This is a genomic window from Robertmurraya kyonggiensis (genome assembly GCF_005116465.1).
Classification (GTDB): Bacteria; Bacillota; Bacilli; order Bacillales; family Cytobacillaceae; genus Robertmurraya; species Robertmurraya kyonggiensis.
In genome coordinates this window covers 127,492-148,871 of the sequence record NZ_SWBM01000005.1, presented here as the reverse complement: position 1 = coordinate 148,871, position 21,380 = coordinate 127,492, and the positions used below count along the sequence as shown (strand labels likewise).

The window sequence follows — 21,380 nt, the reverse complement described above, 5'->3', positions numbered from 1 at the left end:
TGTCATTCAAATCACACTAGTTACCTTTTTTCAGACAAAGAACGGGCATCATGTACATTCATGATGCCCGTTCTTTCTGGAAAAACTATACGTCCTACTCTGAAAACATGTATTTTTTATAGTGATATCGAATCGAGAAGATTAAGCTGAGGGCGAGCATATTCCCCATCAACGCACTTCCTCCGTAGCTAATGAACGGCAGCGGAATCCCCGTAATCGGTAGAACCCCAATTGTCATACCGATGTTCTGGAAGACGTGGAACGTAATCATACTAATAACACCTACGCAAATATACGTGTAAAAAGCATTCTTCGTCTCCATGCCCACTCTTGTAATATGATATATCAGCAAAAAGAATAAGCTGATCAAAATACTTGAGCCAATAAAACCAAATTCTTCGCCTACGATACTAAAGATAAAATCTGTATGGCTCTCTGGTAGATAGACTTCTCTCGTTCCGAAGCCCTTCCCACTCGTTTGTCCTGAACCAATGGCAAGAAGCGATTTAGTCAATTGATAACCTGTTGTGCTAGAGTAATTGTAAGGGTCAAGCCAGGAATAAATACGGCCAAACTGATACTCTTTTACCCCTAAATACTTCTCCAATAAATCGGGCTTCCACAACACAAAGTAAAAAATAACGGAGATCAGTGAAACCCCAACCCCAAAGATTGGAACAAGGATTTTCCATGTGACGCCTGAAATAAATATCATTCCAAGCATGATCGCAAGGAGAACCAAGGAAGTTCCTAGGTCAGGCTGCTGCATAACGAGCAACAAAGGCGCTCCTGTTACGAACCCTATTTTCAGTAGGAGCCATACGTCCGTTTGGATCGTCTTATCCAAAGTCTTTTCATGATGATCAACAATCGTTCTGGCTAATGCCAGAATTAGAAAGACTTTTACAAATTCCGAAGGCTGTAGAGAACCTATGCCTGGTGCTCGGAACCAGCTTTTAGCCCCATTGATAACCGGAGCGATACTGTCCGGTGCGACAATCAAGAACGCAAGCAATGCTAAACCAAGCCCATATACATACCAGGATAGTTTTTTTAGTTGGTCTGAATCAAAGTTAATGACAACAGCAATAATTCCTGCGCCAATAACATACCAAACAATTTGCTTTAATAAAAAGTTTTCACCGTACTGCCCTGTTGATTGGGCACTATATATTGAAATACAGCTTGCAACAAATAGTAAAAACAAAATAAAGATTAAATTAAAGTCTAGCTTGGAGGACGTATTCTTATCGGTAGTCATGATGAATTCTCCTTAAGGTCTTGTACAATACTTCATTATATTTTTTTAAGAAAGAAATCACAACTTTTTATAAGGTGCTGGTTATTTTTACAAAATAACGTCTAGTTATATCCTCCCTTACCTGTTCCAAATTCGTTGGCACTTGTGGGATTGAGTACCCAATATAAAGTGGCGTTGTCACAAAACGCGGGACAATTTTCGCGAAAATAACATCGTCCACATGGTAAAAAAAGATGTTATAACTATTCGCTCGAAAAATAAAATCGTTCAAAATGTAATGGGCCGCTACTTGGATATATTTCGCAAAGGATTCTATTTGATTGAGGTCCGTCATTTTTACATTAAATTCATAAAATCCGACTTTCGGCTCGGTTGATAGAGAAAAAACAACACCATTTTCCTGATGAATTTCGTTTCCTTCAAAAACGGCAGCCGTCACTTTTTCCATATAGTCGATAGATTTCAAACCAATAATTTGCATATGTGGATGGGCAATCGTTCCTCCGGATAAAGGGCCATGGTTCTTGAAAAAAAGAACAGACTCAAAACGTCCACTTTTCTCCATTTCTAACCAATGCTTTATGGCAAAGGTGAACAATTTTACTAAATGCTCTTTTGCATACATAGAGAGCTCACTCGAACAATCATCTGTTTCAATTAATACTGTTTGATAAGCATTCTCCAGAACTGGGTACTTATTTTTTAGGAGAATAATAGAATCCTCTATAGCAATAATGTCAGTTAACGCTTCTCGAGCGCAAAATGGACAGCTTGTGTTTTTATTGCGAATGCTTTCTGGTTTCTGTACCCCAATAGATGTATTAAACAGTAAATGTGTATCCTTCATTCCCTCACCCACTTTATTTTCACATTTAATAATATGATTATGTTTTTTTCTATATTGTAGGGGATATTTATTAATTTCGCGAGCTTTTCAATTTGCGTTTAAATGTGAATAACTCGTGAACACTCTTAACAAAACTAAACAAAACTTAACGAAAAGTAACTTAAGTCACAGTAGCCAAACTTAAAGTTTAGTAAGTTGGAAATGAGAAAAATGCTGGGGGTGATTGTATTGCAAGATGAAACCTACACACCAGATGAACTTGCTAAGTTATTTAAGATATCCAAGCATACGGTTTACGAACTCATTAAACGAGGAGAGCTTCAAGCTTTTCGAGTAGGCAATAAAATGCGAATTGATAAACTTGAGGTGGAGCGATTTAAAAAGATCGATTCATCATCAGACATAAAAAATGAGCTTTCTACTAGTCTACAAATTGCTGGAAGTCACGATTTTTTAATTGAGCAGTTAATCAAGTATGTAACCAAACAGGCCGATTTTCTAACAATTCAGCCTACATACATTGGAAGTCTTGAGGGTTTGATGATGCTCTATCGCGGAAACTGCGATGTTGCAGCCCTCCATCTACTCGACCCATCATCAGGGGAGTACAATCTTCCTTTTATTAAAATGTTCTTTGTTCATGAACCACTAACTGTGATTCGGTTAGCAAGTCGCGAGCAAGGACTCATGATAGCAAAAGGAAATCCAAAAGGGATTCAGGATTGTCACGACTTAACGCGCAAGGACATCACTTTTATCAATCGACAAAAGGGCTCTGGAACTAGGTTTTTATTAGACTATACATTGGCAAATGAGAATATAGCCCCTTCTTCCATCAAAGGTTATGAAAATGAAGAATGGAATCATCTTTCCACAGCTTCACAAGTTAACCGAGGAATCGCAGATGCTGCTTTAGGCATACGTTCTGCTGCCGAACAGCTTAACTTGAACTTTATTCCTATTAAAAATGAACAATTTGATTTAGTCCTTCGTTGGAACAAAAAGAATGAAGAAGCACTACAGCATTTACTCGATATTATCCAATTAACTAGCTTTGAAGAAAGCATCCGCAATCTTGAAGGCTATAACACAGAAGAATTTGGGAAAATCATTTTTGAGAAAAAATAGGAGGCATGTCAAAATGAATTTTAAACGTTTATTATCAACATCCTTAATCGCATTCTTACTCCTATTCCTAGCAGCATGTGGGAATACAGACAGTACGAAGACTGAAGAGGCAGAAAGGGATACCGCAGCAACAGAAGAACAGGTGGAAGTCACTGACTTAATTTTAGCAACAACAACGAGTACGCAAGATAGTGGATTGCTTGATGCGCTTATTCCAATGTTTGAAGAAAACTTCCCTTACAAAGTGAAAACTGTTGCCGTAGGTACTGGTCAAGCTCTTGAAATGGGTGTTAATGGTGAAGCTGATGTCCTTTTAACTCACGCTCCTGCTTCTGAACAGGAACTTGTAGATAATGGCGATGTTCAAAATTACAAGCGTGTCATGTACAATGACTTTATCATCGTGGGTCCAAAAGCTGACCCAGCTGGTGTAAAAGGTCTAGAGGTTACAGAAGCATTCCAAAAATTATTTGATAGCAGTGCAGTATTCGTTTCTCGTGGAGACGATTCTGGTACACATAAGAAAGAATTAGAAATTTGGAAGTCAATCAATGTGACACCTTCAGAAAATGCTTCATATTTAGAAACAGGTCAAGGAATGGGGAATACTCTACAAGTTGCGGCTGAAAAGCAAGGTTATGTGTTAACTGATAGAGCTACTTACTTAGCGCAAAAAGCAAACTATCCTGATATGGACATTGCTATTGAAGGTGACGATGCTTTATTAAATATTTACCATGTCATGGAAGTGGATCCTTCTAAAAATGAGCAAATCAATAATGACGGTGCGAAGGCATTTGTTGAATTTATCGTAGATGAGGATACTCAAAACTTCATTGAAGAGTTTGGTAAAGAAGAATACGGCGAATCTTTATTCTACAAATATACAGAGTAATAGTAACAAAAATGCCTAGTGTTATAATAATGCTAGGTATTTTTTTGGAAAGGCAAAAAACACTCGATTAAAAGTGGTTTTGAATAAAAATAAGAGAAAAAATTCCGACTAAATCAAGAAATTCACCTAATTCTCTATTAATAAAAGGAATTTTTCCGGTTAAGTGGGCTCACCTGTCTGAACAATAACAGAGCCTTTTGAAAACCACATACAAAATACTTAGATTTTGTTTACAAAGAGAGTTGAAGTTGGATGGATTTACTACTAAATGGATTAAGACGAGCAATTGAGATGCTTGCCTCTGGCGATCCAGAAATCTATGAAATTACGTGGAGAACCTTACGGATTTCTTTGACAGCAATTTTGATTAGTACCCTCATTGGAATCCCTCTTGGCATTCTTTTTGGGCTAACCAAGTTTCCTGGAAGAAAGCTGCTATTAGTATTCATTAATATTGGCATGGGACTTCCACCCGTTGTCGCTGGTCTTTGGATAACCATTTTCCTTTGGCGGTCAGGTCCACTCGGCCACCTCTCTCTTTTATATTCGCCGATTGCCATCGTCTTGGCACAGGTGCTTGTCTCCTTGCCAATTTTAATCGGGCTTACATCAAGCGCATTTCAAGAAATTGATGAAAAAATGCGGATGCAAATTCGAGCCTTAGGTGCAACCAAGTTGCAAATGTTTAAAATCTTACTATTAGAAAACAGGGTTGCTATTCTTGCGGCTGTCATTGCTGGTTTTGGCCGAGTCATCGCTGAGGTTGGTGCTGCGATGATGGTTGGCGGTAACATCAAAGGCGATACACGCATTTTAACAACCTCGATTGTGATGGAGGTTTCCAAAGGGAATTTTGATATCGCTTTTGCTCTTTCCTTCATTATTATGACGTTAGCCTTTATTGTGACGTTTTGCTTAACGTTCCTACAGCAAAGGAGCCGAAAAATATGAGTACACTACTAAAATTAGAAAATATGACCTATGCTGTTCAGGATCGAACCATTCTTCGGGTCCCTTCTCTCTCGATTGAAGAAGGAGAAATCATCGGGATTATGGGTCCAAATGGAGCCGGAAAAAGTACTCTATTAAAGCTTTTGTCTCTACTTGATTCACCTAGTGAAGGTACTCTATTTTTCAAGGAAACGAAGCTATCAGCACATAAAGTCACGATCGAAATGAAGCGAAAATTCGCGATAGCCTTACAGCAATCCTTATTGCTAAACACATCAGTCTATCAAAATGTGGCCCTCGGCTTAAAAATTCGCAAGCTACCAAAGCAAGAAATCAACGCGAAGGTCGAATACTGGTTAGACAAATTTAACATCTCTCACCTTGCCAAAAAGCATGCTTATCACTTATCAGGTGGAGAAGCGCAAAGGGTCAATCTAGCAAGAGCCATGGTGCTTGAGCCTGAGGTGTTATTTTTAGATGAACCTTTTTCTGCGCTCGACTTTCCGACAAAGGTGCAGCTTCTCAAGGAATTGAAGGAGATTTTAAAAACAACCGAAACGACCACCGTATTTGTCAGTCATGACCTACTTGAAATAAAGTATCTAACCGATCGGCTTGCCCTTCTTATGAATGGGGAAATCAAGCAATTAGGGAACACCCTAGATGTCATTGAGCAGCCGAATGAAAGCACCGCTCCCTTCATTCAGGAGTGGAAGGAATTTATTCTTTGATTGAATGGAAAACAATTTAACATAAGCCCCCTGAAAAAGGCTCTTTTTCGTAATAAAATGAACATTCAATACAAAAATAGCCTATAAAAAAAGAGAGTAGCATGTGAGTTGAACATGCTACTTTATATATATAGGAGGTTTGGGTTGTTTGGGTTACTAACATACGGGAAAAATTACGTTTTGGCTATGCTTAAACTGGGTATAAGATTATAGAATATCGACTTGGATTAGGATAGCGATTAATAATTGAAGTAATAATTGGATGGATACTGCTACGTCGGTGTCAGTAGTTGATACTTCGATATCACGGGAGTTTTCAATGCAAATTGTTTGACGGTTAACTTGTTGAATTTGTGAGAATTGAAGTAAATCTTGTGTGATGGATTCAGCTTGTTCATCATCAGCAATCGTGATGTTGACAACAAGAGCAATCGCAATTTGGATGGCTGCTTGAATAGATACAGCTACTTGAGTATCAGTTGTTGTTACTCTAACGTCACAGCTATCTTTGATAACGATACGTTCATTTGATCTTTGTTCAATATCTGAAACTTGGTCAGCATTTTGAAGAATAGTAGCTTCGTTATCAGAAAAAGGGAATTGGCTAACTGGGTCTAGTGCGTTGAATCTTCTGTACTCGCCTCCTACATTGCTTCCACCGCATTGGCATGAGCTGTAGCCGCAAGTATTGCATCTGCTAGTTCCTTGTACGTACTCTGTTCTTCCACTTAACATTCATATCTCTCCTTTGCTTCTTAATTTTTCTTTCTTACTTTGTCCCTTAAAGTTTTTCGGGTTCTCTTTGGTTTCTCAACTGTTTCTGCTGGAGCAGTTTCTGTAGTGGTTTTTGATTTGTTTACAAATTCATTTACTTGCTGTTCCAAGTCTTTGTATAACTTCCTGATTTGATCTTTATCATCAGTTGAAAGTTCCCTTAACTTTAAGTCATCTTTTTTAAAAACATCCTTTACACGCAATCCAAGTAGTGTTTTGGACACCTCTTGCAGTTTGTCATTCATATCTCCCAACCATTTCACCCCCTTGAGCGCTTATATTAATTCATATGCCGTGGCCCCACTACGGTTGTGGGCTCTTCCACTAGTACTCATAGAAAAGGCGTTTGCACGATGGAAAAACGCCCTTGGTTCAATCTCCATGATTCACTTCTAACCAGCGGGATAATTCAATATATATAAAACAAATACAAGCCATTGATTTACTTTTTGCCTCTAAAAAGAAATGGAGGAATTCGATTGCACGATAGAATAAATTTTTCCCCTTATTTTAATGGTTGGTTTTTTGGAATAGTCTTCACTTTAATCATCGCTGGACTCATCTCTACTTATTCCCGCCCACTTACTTCAGGACATCTGAAAGATTGGTCTGATGAAGTTACAACAAATGATTTACTCGTTCGCATCCTCCAGACCGAAAATCACTATTTTTATCATGGCACCGAAGAAAGTTGGCCATATTCGTTATCCGACCTTGCCTTCGCATTCTTTACCAATGTTAAACCGACGGATATCCGTACTTTTCTTGGTAGAGAGCTCCCTGGCTACTCTATTTTTGATACAGAAATAGTCGTGGCTGGAGAAGGCACCGATTTCACGACTCTACCAATCGAATCTGCACCTCCAATGGAAGTTTTATTAAAAGAACGAGAGATTGCCGAAGAGAAATTGCAAACCGAAGAAAATGAAACGACGCCGATTGCACCTGGGAAAAGACCTGTCCTCACTTATCACACACATAGCTGGGAATCATTTATGCCGTTGTTGAAGGGTGTTACCGAGCCAGTTAATGCGGTAAGCTCTAGCGAAAAAGTAAATGTCGTCGGTGTAGGTAAAATGCTTGCCGATGCATTGAATCAAAAAGGGATTGGTACGGAGCATGATACAACGAATATGACAGAGAAATTGTTCGAGAATAATCTTGACTACTATGACTCTTATACTTTGTCTCGAAAAATCGTTCAGGAAGCAATGGCAACCAATAGTGATTTGAATTTTCTCATTGATATTCATCGTGATGCATCTGAGAGAAAGATCACAACGAAAGTGATTAATGGAAAGTCCTATGCCAAAATCTTTTTTGTCGTAGGTAAGGAGCATAAGAATTACGAACAAAATCTTCAAGTCGCTATGGACCTCGATAAGAAACTAAAAGAGAAATACCCAGGCATAAGCCGTGGCGTTTTAAAGAAAGGAAAAAATGAAGGAAATGGAGTATATAATCAGGACCTTTCTGATCGAGCATTATTAGTCGAATTTGGAGGCGTGGAAAATGAATGGTCCGAGCTTCAAAACAGTGTTGAGGCGTTTGCGGATATTTTTAGCGAATACTACTTAGAAGCCGAAGCTGTCAACGGGACCCCTTAGAAAAAAAACCTTTTTCCAGTATACTAGAGGAAAACAAAGCTGGTGACGAAATGAAATTTGCAATTATTACGGGAGCTTCAAAAGGATTAGGTGCAGCAATCGCCACAAGATTATTAGGAGAAGATTTTGGAATCTTCTCTGTTTCAAGAATGGAAAACGAGGATTTACGGAAGCATGCAGAAGAACAGAATCTGTTTTGTGCACACTTTCCATGTGATTTATCAGATCCAAAAAGCATTGAAATAACTTTTTCGGAAATTGTGGAAAAATTAGGCGATACCGACGAGTTATGGGTATTCAACAATGCCGGAGTTGTGGAGCCGATTGAAAAAGTTGGAAAGCTCGATACGGAGTCTGTCGTGCAAAATCTGAACGTGAATCTACTTGCTCCTATTCTTATTACCAACCTACTAACGCAACGTTTAGCGAAATCTAAAGTTACTTTTATTAATGTGACGTCGGGAGCAGCGGAACGACCAATTCATGGCTGGAGTACATACTGTAGTACAAAGGCAGCTGTGAATATGTTTACCCAAGCAGGAGCACTAGAGCAAGAAACCTCTAAAGGGAAGCACGTCATGATCGGCTTCAGTCCTGGCATTATGGACACAGACATGCAGCAAACGATTCGTTCTTCATCAAAGGAAGCTTTCCATGATATTGAAAAGTTTAAAAGCTATAAGGAAGAAGGACAGCTTCGCAGTGCTGCTACAGTTGCGAACGCACTAATAGATTTACTGTTATCGGGAAGTATTGTGAATGGCGAAATCTATCATGTGAATAAATTAATTTAGATTTCATGAATAAATCTCTCATATGGGGTAATACTATTAGCACAAGTGTAATTCCCCCTTTTTCTGGACCTCTTAATTGAGAGGTCTTTTTTTTTTTGCATAATTCACGAAATGAAATGAAACAATAAGGAAAAAAGGAGTTATGCATATGACGAAAAAATATAATAAGGGCAGTAAAAATCAAAACGCACCTGATACTGAATTCGCTCAAGAAGTAGCAAGTGGAGATAATAGTAAGGGAAACAAAAGGAATAAGGCTAAGCATGCTAAAACTGACGTAAAGAAAACTCGACCATAGTTAACTTGGTCGAGTTTTCTCTTATTTTATAGGGAAAGGGGTAATTCACATGTCAAAAGTTCCTACTTTAATTCAGCTAAGATCTCATCAATTTTAGCAAGCTCAGATTGTAAGCCGCCGCCACTTAGGTACCATAGTGGACCATCAAGATAGATAATGTGATTATTTTTATAGGCTTCTGTTTTCTTCACGATATCGTTTTCCATATCCGCATCGATATTTGACTCTCCACCTATAGCTGCAGTACGGTCGATTACGAATAACACTTGTGGGTTAAACTCTAGAATTGCTTCGAATCCGAAATTAGAACCGTGAGAAGAAGCTTCGATATCTTCAGTTACTGGCTTGAAGCCATAGATATCATAGATATAACCAAAACGAGAGTTTGTTGCGAAACCAGATAATTTTCCTTCATTATACATGGTCACTAATGACGTGTCATAGTTACCAGCTAAAGTCTTCACTTCTTCTAACTTAGAATCAAATTTTGCAAGATACTCTTTCGCTTCTGCTTCTTTACCAAATAGCTCTGCTGCAAGGTCTACTGAAGCTAAGAATGTATTCCAGTAGTCATCTTGAGAAGTACCAACAAAGACAACTGGTGCAATTTCTTTTAATTCTTCATAGTATGCAGACTGACGACCAGAGATAAAAATAACATCAGGAGCCATTTCAGCAATATCTTCAAGTAATGGTTCTTTTAAACCACCTATACTTGCATACTCATCAGAAGAATAAGCTTCAAGGTGCGCTGGTAAAGTAGAGTCTTTCGCAACTCCTACAATTCCCTCTACACCAAGTGCATCTAATGTATCTAGGAAACCATAATCAAATACGGCAATTTTTTCTGGCATTTTATCGAATGTCACTTCTTCGTAATTGATGGTTCCTTTGTCTTCACTTTCAGATGAAGCAACTGTTGAAGATACCGTCATTGGATAAACTGGACTTTGTTCCCCTGCTACTTCCGTTTCTGCTGATTGTTCTTCAGACGCTGTCGTCTTATCCGTTTCCTCTGATTTAGTTTCTTCACTTGAACTACATGCAGCAAGTGTTAAAAACATTGCTAGTAAAATGCTAGATAGTAACCATTTTTTCATGATTCTTCTCTCCTTATGTATATTCTTTTCTTCATTGGTAATGATAATCATTATCATTGATAACAATTCTCATTATAAAGAGAGGATTCTATTCCGTCAATACAATTTTGTAAATTATTGAAAATTTTATAAAATGGTTGATCTACACTTCTAGTACGCAATGAATACACCCCAACATTCTTATATGAGACTCATCACCACTAGGAGTTGTTCATGCGGACACTTTTCACTGGATTCTTGTAATAGTTGTCTTCATGACGGGTTCGATACAACTGAAAAAGTGTTAATTCTAGAAAAAGTAGCTTTTTTTGAGGTGCATAGATTTTCTAGTATAGAAACCTGGCTTAGAAGCGAATCCGATCGCCACTTTTTTCAAAACTCAAGTTCCATAATGCCATTCTCGCCTCTCATAGTAGGCGAAAAGTAGGCCTAGAGAATACAGTTCAACCAAACATTTCTCTAGGCTCTATCGAATTAAGTATGAGAATTGAAGTACACACAAATACGGCATCCATTCTGTTCTTGAATGGGAATATCCATATCGTAAATATCGCGCAATGCATCAGAGTTAATAATCTCGTGAGTTGGTCCATTTTTCACAAGCTTACCGTCCTTCAATGCGACAATACGATCTGAATAGACAGACGCGAAATTGATGTCATGTAAAACAATGACAACCGTCTTCCCAAGCTCATCTACAAGTCCACGTAAAATCTTCATAATCTGGACTGAGTGCTTCATATCTAAGTTATTTAGAGGCTCATCAAGCAAGATATAGTCTGTATCTTGCGCGATGACCATAGCAATAAATGCACGCTGCTTTTGCCCACCTGATAATTCATCTAAAAACTGATCCTCCATCTCACTCAAGTTCATATATTCAATCGCTTGATCAACGAATTTTTCATCCTCTGCTGTCAGGCGGCCTTTAGAATAAGGATAGCGTCCAAAAGCAATAAGTTCGCGCACCGTTAATCGAACATTAATATAGTTTGATTGCTTCAAGATAGAAACACGTCTCGCAAATTCATTCGATTTCCATTTTTGTACATTATTTTGATCTAGTAGTACTTCTCCTGTATCAGCATTTAATAAGCGGCTCACCATCGAAAGAAGTGTAGACTTACCTGCACCGTTTGGACCGATAAATGATGTAATCGTACCAGATTCTATTTTTACAGATACGTCTTCTACAACAGGCTTTTTCCCAAATCGCTTCGTTAATCCTTTGATTTCAATCATCCTGCTGCCCTACTTTCTTTTAATAATAAGTAAATAAAGTAAATACCACCAACAAAGTTAATAATGACACTTAACGTCGTGCGCAATTCTAAAATATGCTCAACCAAGAATTGCCCTCCGACTAAGGCAATAATACTAATCAAACTAGCGCCTAAAATTAAGACCGAGTGCTTATATGTAACCAAATACTGATAAGAAAGATTTGCCACAATCAAGCCAAAAAATGTAATTGGACCAACTAGTGCTGTTGAAGTGGCAATTAATACGGATGATAAAACCAAAATATTCATTACCATCCGGTCATAATTAACACCTAAGTTCATCGCATTTTCTCGACCCAATGACATGACATCTAGTTTTCCCATAATGCGATAACCGTACATAAACGCTAATATCAATATCCCAATTGAGATATACAATAAATCAGCTTTCACATTTGTGAAGGTTGCAAATAAACGACTTTGTAAGCTTAAATATTCCACAGGATCAATCAACACTTGTAAAAAGCTCACCAAACTACCTAACAGCGTCCCTAAAATCATTCCGATTAAAAGGAGTAAATAGATTGGGTGCTTATCGGCACGGAATAAGAATCGATATAAAACGAGTGCGAATAGTACCATTGCTAAAATAGCGATGCCGAAATTCAAATATCTATTCAATACCCATATCGACATGGACCCTGCGAAAAAGTAAATGATTGTTTGGACGACTTGGTACATGGAATCGAGTCCCATAACAGAAGGCGTTAGTATTCGATTGTGAGTTATTGTTTGGAATACCACGGTCGAATAGGAGATGGCAATCCCTGTTACGACCATTGCCGAAATCTTAATCATTCTTCTTGGAAAGGCGTAATCAAAACCACCTTTAATATCATAAAACGCATAAAACAACATACTAATAATTGCTAGAATCGCTAAGAGTATCAACTTCGTACTATTTTTTCGCATAGGCTCTCCCCCTAAATAACATAATTAAGAAGATCGCACTACCGATTACTGCCACTGTCACGTTAACCGGAATCTCATATGGATGAATAATTACTCGTCCTAGAATGTCACAAATTAATAGAAAGACAATTCCAAGTACAGCTGTGTGTGGAATTGTTTTTCGCAAGTTATCCCCCAAATAAAGAGAGACAATATTAGGCACAATTAAACCTAGAAACGGAATAACCCCTACAGTTAGTACGACGGTTGTAGAAATAATAGCAACAAGGATCAGACCCATATTTAAGACAAGCTTGTAGCTAAGTCCTAAATTTCTCGCAAAATCCTCCCCCATTCCAGCAACGGTAAATTTATTGGCATACAAATAGGCTAAAATAACCGCTGGAATACTGACATAAAGTAGCTCATAACGACCTGAAATAATCAGGGTGAAGCTTCCCATTAACCAAGATTGAATATTTTGCAGAAGGTCTGCTTCATACCCAAGAAATGTCGTAATCGAGGACAAAATGTTTCCATACATGATGCCGATTAGTGGTACAAAAATAACATCCTTGAATTTAACACGATCTAGAATTTGCATAAAAACGAGGGTTCCCGCTAAAGCAAATACGAAGCTGAAAATAATTTCCTGCAAATACGTCGTATTTGTAAAAAATAGCATAGAAATTAAGATTCCTAGTTTCGCAGCATCTAATGTTCCAGCAGTCGTTGGAGACACAAATTTATTCCGGCTCAATGACTGCATAATTAAACCTGCAATGCTCATTCCTGCCCCTGCCAATATGATGGCCATTAGACGAGGCACGCGGCTAATTAGGAAAATTTGTGTTTCATCTGACTCCCAATCTAGCAACTCACTCGGCTTAATATCAATGGCACCAATAAATAGCGATAGAAAAGACAGGACGATAGCTGCAATTATCAACATCCAAAGTCTCATGTATAATCCTCTTCATCTGGTTATTCTTGGAATGGTAATTGAAAATGATTATCATTCTAAGTACGGTTTCATTATAAATAAAAAATATTCAAAATTCAACCTTGAAACATGGGAATTAGAGGAAAAGTAGGCAACTAGTAACTTTTAAAAGTTTTTTGGCAATTAAAAAAGGAGCTCAACACGAACTCCCTACTCTTCATATATCATTTTCCTAGTCATGCCACCATCGATAATTAAATTCTCACCCGTAACAAAATCATTCTCCGTTAAATATATACAACCGCGAGCAATATCTTCTGGCTTTCCTACTCGTTTGGAAAAATGCTGAGCATGGTCCCTTGCAGATAGCTGGGTATAATCCCCTGTTTCAATCCAGCCTGGTGAAATCGCATTAACAGTAATGCGGTCCTCTGATAGCGATGCTGCTAGGGCATGGGTAATTGCGACGATTCCACCCTTTGAAGCAGCATAGGCTTCTGAATTCGGCTCCGACATGATTGCTCTTGTTGAAGCAATGTTAACGATCGCTCCTCCATCTGCGTTCTGGCGCATATATTTAGCACCTTCCTTTGAACAAATGAAGACACTTCTTAAATTTGTATTGAGAATATCATCCCATTCGGTCACCGCTAAATCATACACATTCTTAAACTTGCTGACGCCTGCATTGTTGATGAGAATGTCGATTTTTCCGTATTCTGCAATGGCCGTTTTCATTAAGTTTTGAATATCCTCTTCGCTTCTTACATCTGTTCGCACGAACTTAGCATTCATTTGGCGTTCTAACGCTTTGCCTTTTTCTTCGTTCATATCCGCGAGTACAACTTTTGCTCCCTTTTCTGCATATGCGAGGGCAATGCCTTTTCCGATTCCGTTTGCTGCACCAGTAACGATCACTACTTTATTCATTTCATTCCCTCCTATTTATCTTCATTTTTACAGAATAAGGAATCCTGTGCAAATACTAAAGGCGCTCACTTAGGTGAACGCCACTAGTTCGTTAATTATCAATCCATTTCGTCACTTCTGAAACAGACTTTCTTTTTCGAGGAGCGGGAGTCATATCAGGATAGCCCAGATAGACGAATCCGACTACTTCTCCCTTGTCTGATAAACCAAAATGCTCTCGCATTTCCGGGTCGTAAGTTGGCTTACCTGTTCTCCATACCGCTCCAAGCCCTAGCGCATGTGCTGCTAAAAGCATATTTTGCACCCCAGCATGAACAGCAGCAAACTCTTCCTGTAAAATAATCTTGTCCCCTTCACTTGGCTCAACTGCAGCCACGATAACAACTGGAGCACGAAATGGATTTTTCTTCGCCTTTTCTAGCTTGCCTTGATTTTCTTCTGTCGTCGGATCATCCATCCCTTTTGCTGCGATTCGAGCAAGAGTTTCTCCTAGTCCTTTACGTCCATCGCCTGTTAAAACAAAGAATCTCCATGGCTCTGTACGGTGATGATTCGGTGCCCAAGTAGCCGCTTCTATAATTTGTTCAATCAGTTCTGTTGGTACTTCCTTATCTTGTTGAACCTTCCCAATGCTACGTCTTGTTTCTAGCGCTTCAAATAGTTCCATTTCTCCTACCTCCAATTCAAATCTCTTAAAAGTATATGTAGCTTTTTTGTTAATTTCTCTTTATTCGGACATATCCTGCTGTTTCTAATAGTTTAGTATACATGATTTTTTATAGTGAAGTGGAGTCTCATATCGGAATTGCCCTCCCTCCGTCTCTATGGTTAGCTTTTTCTAAAATTCCAAAAAAAATCACTTTATTTAGATATAAAGAGTTGATAAAATAATATAATCAGTGTGTAGAGATATTGGTATTAGTTTTACTGACCAAAAATATATGTCGCAAGATACGTCTACCATCTGAAATTTTTTTTATTTCGGAGGGAAAGACATGTATAAGGAAGAAAGACTGCCTCAAAATGCGAAGGAAGGCATATTATTTTTATTGATTATTTCAATTATTTCAGTAAACACTATTGCCCCGATTATTATGGGATTAGAACGTGGCTTTAGTAAAGAAAATTATTTAGAAACGCTAAAGATTATTCCGTTTATGTGGATTATCGTTGTTTTGTTAGTAAGATTAGTTGCAGGGCCAGTAGTTGGTAAAGTGATACCAAAATTCGTAGGACAAACAGATGGATTTAATGCCAGAGTTTTAATGAATACGTTTATGAATGTTACCGTCTTATCAATTCTTCTAACTATTATTGGAACTTGGGTTGGCACAAAACATATTAGCTTAGAACCTTTTCAGAACTTCTTTCACAGTTGGTTCAGAAATTTTGGTGTAGCATTTTGGATTGAGTTGTTGATTGCTCAGCCAATAGCTAGATTGGCAATGAAAAAAATTCACGCAAGACAGTCTAGACAAGCTAGGATGATTTGAAATAACTTAGCATTTATTATTAATATAACGCTTGGGGTACAGTTCAAACTACCCCAAGCTTTTTTTGTGCTTTTTATATTGTTCATTAGCCTGTTATTTATCCTTCTCTCCACGTTATCGGAAATCAGATACTCTTCCAATTAACAAAACTCAAAGCTTCACTTTCTGCAACCTTAATGCATTTAAGACAACCGAAACCGAACTAAAAGCCATCGCTGCTCCAGCTAACCACGGAGCAAGGAATCCAAGAGCAGCGATTGGAATACCAAGAGTATTGTAGCCAAAAGCCCAAAAGAGGTTCTGCTGGATATTGCGAATCGTTTTTCGACTCATAAAAATGGCATCGGCAATACTATTCAAATCCCCTCGAATCAGGGTAATATCAGCAGCCTCCATTGCCACATCGGTTCCAGTTCCAATTGCCATACCAATGTCTGCCACTGCAAGGGCTGGTGCATCATTGATACCATCACCGACCATGGCAACTTTCTTCCCTTGCTGCTGAAGCTTCTTCACTTCATTCGCTTTTCCTTCTGGAAGAACCTCAGCGATATAATGGTCAATTCCCACCTTGTTCGCAATTGCCTTTGCTGTTTCCTCATTGTCCCCTGTAATCATGTATACGTCTAAGCCCATTTCTTTAAGGCGAGTGATCGCTGCCACAGATGTATCTTTAATCGTATCAGCCACCGCAACAAGACCTGCAAACTGACCGTCCACCGCAACGAGCATCGCCGTCTTTCCTTCTTTTTCTAGGGTGTTCATTTGCTCTTCTGCTCGACCGAAATCAATTTCTTTGAGCCCCATCAATTTTCGTGTTCCCACATAGAGCTCCTGTCCATCTACAATGGCCCGAATACCGTACCCTGGTATTGCCTCAAAATCAGACACATCTTTTAATTCAATTCCTCGACCCTTAATTCCTTCAACAAGAGCCACCGCTAGAGGATGTTCTGATTTTCTTTCGGCACTTCCTACCAATGCTAAAAATTCCGCCTCATTCATCTCTGTAAAAACATCGGTTAACACAGGTGTTCCATTCGTCACAGTACCTGTTTTATCCAAGACAACTGCTTGGATCCTGTGCGTCATTTCTAAATGCTCTCCGCCTTTAAAAAGAATGCCATATTCAGCAGCACGTCCAGACCCTGCCATAATCGATGTAGGCGTCGCAAGCCCAAGCGCACACGGACAAGCAATGACAAGAACCGCAATCAGTTTTTCCAAGCTTTCCGCAAAATCTCCTGGTGTGACAAAAATGAACCATATTAGGAAAGTTAGGACCGCAAGTCCTACTACTATCGGTACAAAAATTCCTGAAATCTTATCGGCTAACCGTTGAATCGGCGCTTTAGATCCTTGTGCTTCTTCCACGACCTTAATAATTTGTGCAAGAGCAGTATCTTTTCCAACCTTGGTCGCCTTCACCTTCAGGAATCCATTTTTATTAATCGTCGCTCCAATTACTTCATCGCCAACCTTTTTATCAACGGGGACACTTTCCCCAGTTAACATCGATTCATCGATTGCCGAAAAACCTTCCGTAATCATACCGTCGACCGGTATTTTTTCACCAGGCTTCACGTGAAAAATATCTCCGCTTACGACTTCTTCTAATGGAATTTCAACCTCGACTCCCTCACGCTCTACAATCGCCGTCTTTGCCTGCAAGCCCATCAACTTTTTAATCGCTTCAGAAGAACGGCCTTTGGCCTTGGCTTCGAACAGCTTTCCTAAAATAATGAGCGTAATAAGAATGGCACTCGTTTCATAATAGAGCTCCACTGTATGCCCAGTGTGTATACCAATTGAATCAAAAGATAAATACAAACTATAAAAATACGCAGCAGACGTTCCTAATGCGACGAGAACATCCATATTAGCACTCTTATTTTTCAAAGCTTTAAAAGCAGAAATATAAAATTGGCCCCCAATGATAAATTGCACTGGAGTCGCTAGCGTTAGTTGGAACCATGGATTCATAAATAGGTCTGGCACATAAATAAAGGATGTGAATTCAAAATGACCCACCATCGCCCATAATAGAGGCAAGGATAGTAGAACCGAAAAAATAAATTTCACGGTCTGCTTTTTGATCTCTTTTTCCCGATGGTCGACCGACTCTTTACCTTCGTCCTTCATGCGAGCTCCGTATCCGAGTGCCTGCACTTTTTTTATAATATCGGTTGTTGAAAGCTCAGTTGGATTGTACTCGACCGTAGCCTTCTCTAACGCGAGGTTAACATTGGCGATTGTTACGCTTTCTAACTTATTAAGACCTTTTTCAATCCTGGCAGAGCAAGCTGCGCAAGTCATCCCGGTAATATCGAATTCGGCCTTTTCTGTTACAACATCATAGCCAAGGTCTCGAACCTTTTTTTGAATAGCTTCTACATTGATTACCTGAGGATCGTATTTCACAGAGGATCGTTCCAAAGCTAAATTGACATTCGCTTCTTCAATTCCCTCTAGTTTTCTTAACCCTTTTTCAATACGAGTCGCACAAGCCGCACAGGTCATCCCTGTTATTTGCATATTTGTTTCTTTCATTTCGTTCGCCTCCATACCCCGTTAGGGTATATTAAAAGGATAAAAGAACGCGCTATTTGAATGGTAGCACGTTCTTTTATATTTTGTTATGCTACATCGTAGCCTTGATCGTCAATCGTTTCTTTAATTTGGTCAAGAGTAACCTCAGCGTTATTAAAATCGATCGCTACAGTACCCTCTTCAAGGTTTACTTTGACACTGTTCACGCCTTTAAGTTCACCAACGCTACCTTCAACTGCTTTTACACAATGACCACATGACATCCCTTTTACATTTAAAATCACATTTTCCATTCTGTATACCCTCTTTCCCTATTTTTTTATTAGCTTTTGAATCGTTACAAGCAACTCATCAATCGCTTCATGATCGCCTTCTTGAACTCTATCGACAATACAGCTTTTCATGTGGGCCTCTAGTAAAATTTTTGCCACACCATTTAAAGCTGCTGTTGTTGCTGAAATTTGCGTGATGACATCATCACAGTAGGTATCTTTTTCGATTAAACCTTTAATTCCACGAATTTGCCCCTCGATTCGATTTAATCGAGTCACTAAGCTTTTCTTCGTTTCCTCTGAATGGTGGCTCTTTCGATGATTATGCTCATGACCACAGTTTTCCTTCATCTCCATTCGCATAACCTCCTTTGATCTAAATATTACTATACCCTCATAGGGTATGTAAAGTGACAAATCTCAAAACTTTTCGGAGGATTACTAACTAAGACTTCAGCCGTAGTGCAAAATAAAGCTTAGGATCAATGATTATTATTACACTTTCTATTATGATGGGATTATAAATGAATTGACGGAGGAATTTTTGACAATGAAACGAATTTTACTGATATTTTTAATCATTGCTGGGGGATATATTCTTTTTACTAGCGTAGGAAGCCTTACCTGGTTTGCAAATAAAGATCAAACACAAGCAGATATTACTGATAAAATTGACAACATTGAGTTTAACATTGCATCAGCAAGTGTCACGATTATTCCGGAAAATCGGGATGATTTAGAAGCTCAACTAACTGGAAAAGGAAAGGTAACTGTTAAGCAAAAAGGCGATACGATTACAGTTGAATACAAGCAAAAGTGGTTCTCTTGGTTCCAATTCTTCAATCATTCCAAGCTTACCGTATATGTACCAGAAGACTATAAAGAAGACATGGTGATTGATATCGGCTCGGGTAATTTGGATGTGTCAGGGGAATCTTCTAAACAGCCTTATAAGGTAAACCATCTCATTTTAGATATGAGTTCGGGGAATGTCGAATTGAATGATTTAGTCGTGAATGAATTTGCTTTTAATGGCTCTTCAGGGAATGTCGAAATCCATTCACTTGATTCAAAAACGGCCAGTGTCGATGTTAGTTCTGGCAATGTAAAAATTTCCGATTTTGCTGGTGAGTTAGAGGCCGATATATCGTCCGGAAGATTTGACGCACAGTTTGCTGAGTTAAGGGATTCCATTAGCATCGATGTAAGCTCAGGGAATGTTTCACTAGATTTACCGGATAAAGCTGATTTTGCTTTGGAAGGAGAAACGGGCTCAGGAAATATTTCAACTAGTCTCCCATTAAAAATAGAAAAGCAAGACAAACATGAGATCAAAGGTACCCATGGTTCTGGTCAGCATGAAATTGAAATAGATGTATCTAGTGGAAATGTAGAAATCCACTAACAAACAAAGGCCCTCTGAATGGAGGGTCTTTTACTTTAGTTAAGAAGCACTTGCTAATGTTTCTGCTTCCTTTTTTCTTTTTATAAGGACTAGAGTGTAAGCAGCAATTAATACGATTAAGAACACAATCGAAAATCCATAAATGAAGTGATACCCCTTATAAGTCGCGATAAAGCCAAGTCCAGTTGAGCCGATGGCCATACCAAGGTCCATTCCGGAGAAATACATCGCATTAGCTGTCCCTTGCTTCTCTTTTGCCACTGCTCTTACAGCAATAGCTTGAAGTGTCGGTGTAACCACCCCATAGGCAATTCCATAAAACAATCCCGCTAGAAGCAATGTCCATGTATGTTCCGCAATCGATAATAAAAATAAACCAACGATTCCGCTGAAGACACCAGGATAAATAATTACTTTATGACCATAACTATCAAACAAACGACCAGATAGTGGACGTACAAGGACCATCATAATTGAAATGACTAGAAAGAAAAAGGGAACTGAATTTCCTAGGCCGACCTCTTTTCCCAATTCCCCCATAAAGCTAATGACACCGCCCAATGAGATCGTAAAAAAGATCGTCATGATTGAAGGCAATAATGCATTTTTATCAAAAGCATACGCTTTGAAGGAAATTTTCTTTTTTTCAGACTGCGATGCCTTTGAAGGTTTTACAAAAAAGGAAATTAGGATGGTAGCTAGCGTCAAAAAGCACGTCAAAATGATCATAAAATTATAGGAAAAGTACTGAAGAATGGAAAGTGCTAACATTGGTGCGATACTTGTGCCCACGCTTGTAGCCATGCCATAATAGCCAATCCCTTCGCCAAGGCGATTGGTTGGAATGATGTTCGTTGCCATTGTCGCGAGAACAGTGGTTAATATCCCGAATCCTACCCCATGAAAGGCTCGCAAAATCAATAGTGCCCCTACCGATTCCTGATTAAAGCTCAAGCCAATCGTAATGGCAACAAAGCTCAAACCTATAATGTTTAAAATCATCATGTTGACCTTATTCATCAAATAACCGATGAGGGGACGAGTAATAATGGCTGCCAGCATAAAGACCGTCGTCATTAATCCCCCTTGTGTTGGATTATCCTTTACATCAGTAATATAAGCCGGAAATCCTGCCGTTAACATTTGCAAACTAATGAAAAATAAAAAAGCCATTACCACAATGGCCACGTAACGTCCTGTCCATAATCTCGATGTTTCTTTCATAGA

The 21,380-nt window shown here is 38.8% G+C and carries 23 protein-coding genes; 9 read left to right on the top strand and 14 right to left on the bottom strand.

Annotated features, from left to right (window positions below; translation table 11 throughout):
- Positions 1 to 94 precede the first annotated feature (94 nt).
- Complete coding sequence (locus tag FA727_RS18325; protein WP_136832988.1) at positions 95 to 1,261, bottom strand: FtsW/RodA/SpoVE family cell cycle protein; 1,167 nt, start codon at positions 1,259 to 1,261, stop codon at positions 95 to 97.
- Between the two features lie 67 nt (positions 1,262 to 1,328).
- Positions 1,329 to 2,108, bottom strand: coding sequence for a DUF4931 domain-containing protein (locus FA727_RS18320; protein WP_136832987.1), 780 nt, complete (start codon positions 2,106 to 2,108; stop codon positions 1,329 to 1,331).
- Positions 2,109 to 2,336: 228 nt separating this feature from the next.
- Between FA727_RS18320 and FA727_RS18315 the strand changes: the two genes are divergently transcribed.
- From FA727_RS18315 to FA727_RS18300, 4 genes are all read left to right on the top strand, one after another.
- Positions 2,337 to 3,236, top strand: a complete 900-nt coding sequence (locus FA727_RS18315) for a substrate-binding domain-containing protein (RefSeq protein ID WP_136832986.1) — start codon at positions 2,337 to 2,339, stop codon at positions 3,234 to 3,236.
- A 13-nt stretch (positions 3,237 to 3,249) separates the two neighbouring features.
- Positions 3,250 to 4,131, top strand: a complete 882-nt coding sequence (locus tag FA727_RS18310; protein ID WP_136832985.1) for an ABC transporter substrate-binding protein — start codon at positions 3,250 to 3,252, stop codon at positions 4,129 to 4,131.
- A 252-nt stretch (positions 4,132 to 4,383) separates the two neighbouring features.
- Complete coding sequence (locus FA727_RS18305; protein ID WP_136832984.1) at positions 4,384 to 5,082, top strand: ABC transporter permease; 699 nt, start codon at positions 4,384 to 4,386, stop codon at positions 5,080 to 5,082.
- The gene (locus tag FA727_RS18300; protein WP_136832983.1) at positions 5,079 to 5,813 is read left to right on the top strand and encodes an ABC transporter ATP-binding protein; all 735 of its coding nucleotides are present in this window, start codon (positions 5,079 to 5,081) and stop codon (positions 5,811 to 5,813) included. Before FA727_RS18305 ends, FA727_RS18300 begins: the two co-directional genes overlap by 4 nt.
- Positions 5,814 to 6,020: 207 nt before the next feature.
- On the opposite strand, the gene FA727_RS18295 is transcribed toward FA727_RS18300, so the two are convergent.
- A complete protein-coding gene (locus FA727_RS18295) occupies positions 6,021 to 6,548 on the bottom strand; it encodes a spore coat protein (RefSeq protein WP_136832982.1) in 528 nt (175 codons plus the stop codon).
- Between the two features lie 20 nt (positions 6,549 to 6,568).
- Entirely contained in the window at positions 6,569 to 6,841 is a 273-nt protein-coding gene (locus tag FA727_RS18290; RefSeq protein ID WP_136832981.1) for a hypothetical protein, read from the bottom strand.
- Positions 6,842 to 7,066: 225 nt separating this feature from the next.
- Between FA727_RS18290 and spoIIP the strand changes: the two genes are divergently transcribed.
- The 3 genes from spoIIP to FA727_RS24470 all read left to right on the top strand — a co-directional run bounded on the left by spoIIP (position 7,067) and on the right by FA727_RS24470 (position 9,286).
- Complete coding sequence (spoIIP, locus tag FA727_RS18285) at positions 7,067 to 8,194, top strand: stage II sporulation protein P (protein WP_246041958.1); 1,128 nt, start codon at positions 7,067 to 7,069, stop codon at positions 8,192 to 8,194.
- 50 nt (positions 8,195 to 8,244) lie between these two features.
- Positions 8,245 to 8,988 carry a (S)-benzoin forming benzil reductase gene (locus FA727_RS18280; protein ID WP_136832980.1) on the top strand — a complete coding sequence of 248 codons (744 nt, stop codon included), beginning with the start codon at positions 8,245 to 8,247 and terminating at the stop codon, positions 8,986 to 8,988.
- Between the two features lie 148 nt (positions 8,989 to 9,136).
- On the top strand, positions 9,137 to 9,286 hold the full coding sequence (locus FA727_RS24470; protein WP_170209288.1) for a hypothetical protein: 150 nt from the start codon (positions 9,137 to 9,139) through the stop codon (positions 9,284 to 9,286).
- Positions 9,287 to 9,348: 62 nt separating this feature from the next.
- Here FA727_RS24470 and FA727_RS18275 read toward each other — a convergent pair whose 3' ends face one another.
- From FA727_RS18275 to FA727_RS18250, 6 genes are all read right to left on the bottom strand, one after another.
- A complete protein-coding gene (locus FA727_RS18275; RefSeq protein WP_136832979.1) occupies positions 9,349 to 10,386 on the bottom strand; it encodes a siderophore ABC transporter substrate-binding protein in 1,038 nt (345 codons plus the stop codon).
- A gap of 474 nt (positions 10,387 to 10,860) precedes the next feature.
- Entirely contained in the window at positions 10,861 to 11,628 is a 768-nt protein-coding gene (locus FA727_RS18270) for an iron ABC transporter ATP-binding protein (protein WP_136832978.1), read from the bottom strand.
- Complete coding sequence (locus FA727_RS18265; protein ID WP_136832977.1) at positions 11,625 to 12,581, bottom strand: iron chelate uptake ABC transporter family permease subunit; 957 nt, start codon at positions 12,579 to 12,581, stop codon at positions 11,625 to 11,627. The genes FA727_RS18270 and FA727_RS18265 overlap by 4 nt, the downstream gene beginning before the upstream one ends.
- Positions 12,568 to 13,524, bottom strand: a complete 957-nt coding sequence (locus tag FA727_RS18260) for an ABC transporter permease (protein ID WP_136832976.1) — start codon at positions 13,522 to 13,524, stop codon at positions 12,568 to 12,570. Before FA727_RS18260 ends, FA727_RS18265 begins: the two co-directional genes overlap by 14 nt.
- 189 nt (positions 13,525 to 13,713) lie before the next feature.
- The gene (locus tag FA727_RS18255) at positions 13,714 to 14,433 is read right to left on the bottom strand and encodes an SDR family oxidoreductase (protein ID WP_136832975.1); all 720 of its coding nucleotides are present in this window, start codon (positions 14,431 to 14,433) and stop codon (positions 13,714 to 13,716) included.
- A gap of 91 nt (positions 14,434 to 14,524) precedes the next feature.
- Positions 14,525 to 15,100: a nitroreductase family protein gene (locus FA727_RS18250; protein ID WP_136832974.1), complete on the bottom strand. Its 576-nt coding sequence runs from the start codon at positions 15,098 to 15,100 to the stop codon at positions 14,525 to 14,527.
- A gap of 328 nt (positions 15,101 to 15,428) precedes the next feature.
- Between FA727_RS18250 and FA727_RS18245 the strand changes: the two genes are divergently transcribed.
- On the top strand, positions 15,429 to 15,926 hold the full coding sequence (locus FA727_RS18245; RefSeq protein WP_136832973.1) for a DUF2798 domain-containing protein: 498 nt from the start codon (positions 15,429 to 15,431) through the stop codon (positions 15,924 to 15,926).
- A gap of 150 nt (positions 15,927 to 16,076) precedes the next feature.
- Here FA727_RS18245 and FA727_RS18240 read toward each other — a convergent pair whose 3' ends face one another.
- The 3 genes from FA727_RS18240 to FA727_RS18230 all read right to left on the bottom strand — a co-directional run bounded on the left by FA727_RS18240 (position 16,077) and on the right by FA727_RS18230 (position 19,105).
- Entirely contained in the window at positions 16,077 to 18,476 is a 2,400-nt protein-coding gene (locus FA727_RS18240; RefSeq protein ID WP_281280917.1) for a heavy metal translocating P-type ATPase, read from the bottom strand.
- A gap of 86 nt (positions 18,477 to 18,562) precedes the next feature.
- Positions 18,563 to 18,769, bottom strand: coding sequence for a copper chaperone CopZ (copZ, locus tag FA727_RS18235; protein ID WP_136832971.1), 207 nt, complete (start codon positions 18,767 to 18,769; stop codon positions 18,563 to 18,565).
- A gap of 18 nt (positions 18,770 to 18,787) precedes the next feature.
- Positions 18,788 to 19,105 carry a metal-sensitive transcriptional regulator gene (locus FA727_RS18230; RefSeq protein ID WP_306461677.1) on the bottom strand — a complete coding sequence of 106 codons (318 nt, stop codon included), beginning with the start codon at positions 19,103 to 19,105 and terminating at the stop codon, positions 18,788 to 18,790.
- A 193-nt stretch (positions 19,106 to 19,298) separates the two neighbouring features.
- Here FA727_RS18230 and liaG point away from each other — a divergent pair, with 193 nt between their 5' ends.
- Positions 19,299 to 20,153, top strand: a complete 855-nt coding sequence (gene liaG, locus FA727_RS18225; protein ID WP_136832970.1) for a LiaG family protein — start codon at positions 19,299 to 19,301, stop codon at positions 20,151 to 20,153.
- A 39-nt stretch (positions 20,154 to 20,192) separates the two neighbouring features.
- Here the strand turns inward: liaG and FA727_RS18220 are convergent, their stop codons facing one another.
- The gene (locus FA727_RS18220; protein WP_136832969.1) at positions 20,193 to 21,377 is read right to left on the bottom strand and encodes an MFS transporter; all 1,185 of its coding nucleotides are present in this window, start codon (positions 21,375 to 21,377) and stop codon (positions 20,193 to 20,195) included.
- Positions 21,378 to 21,380: the final 3 nt, after the last annotated feature.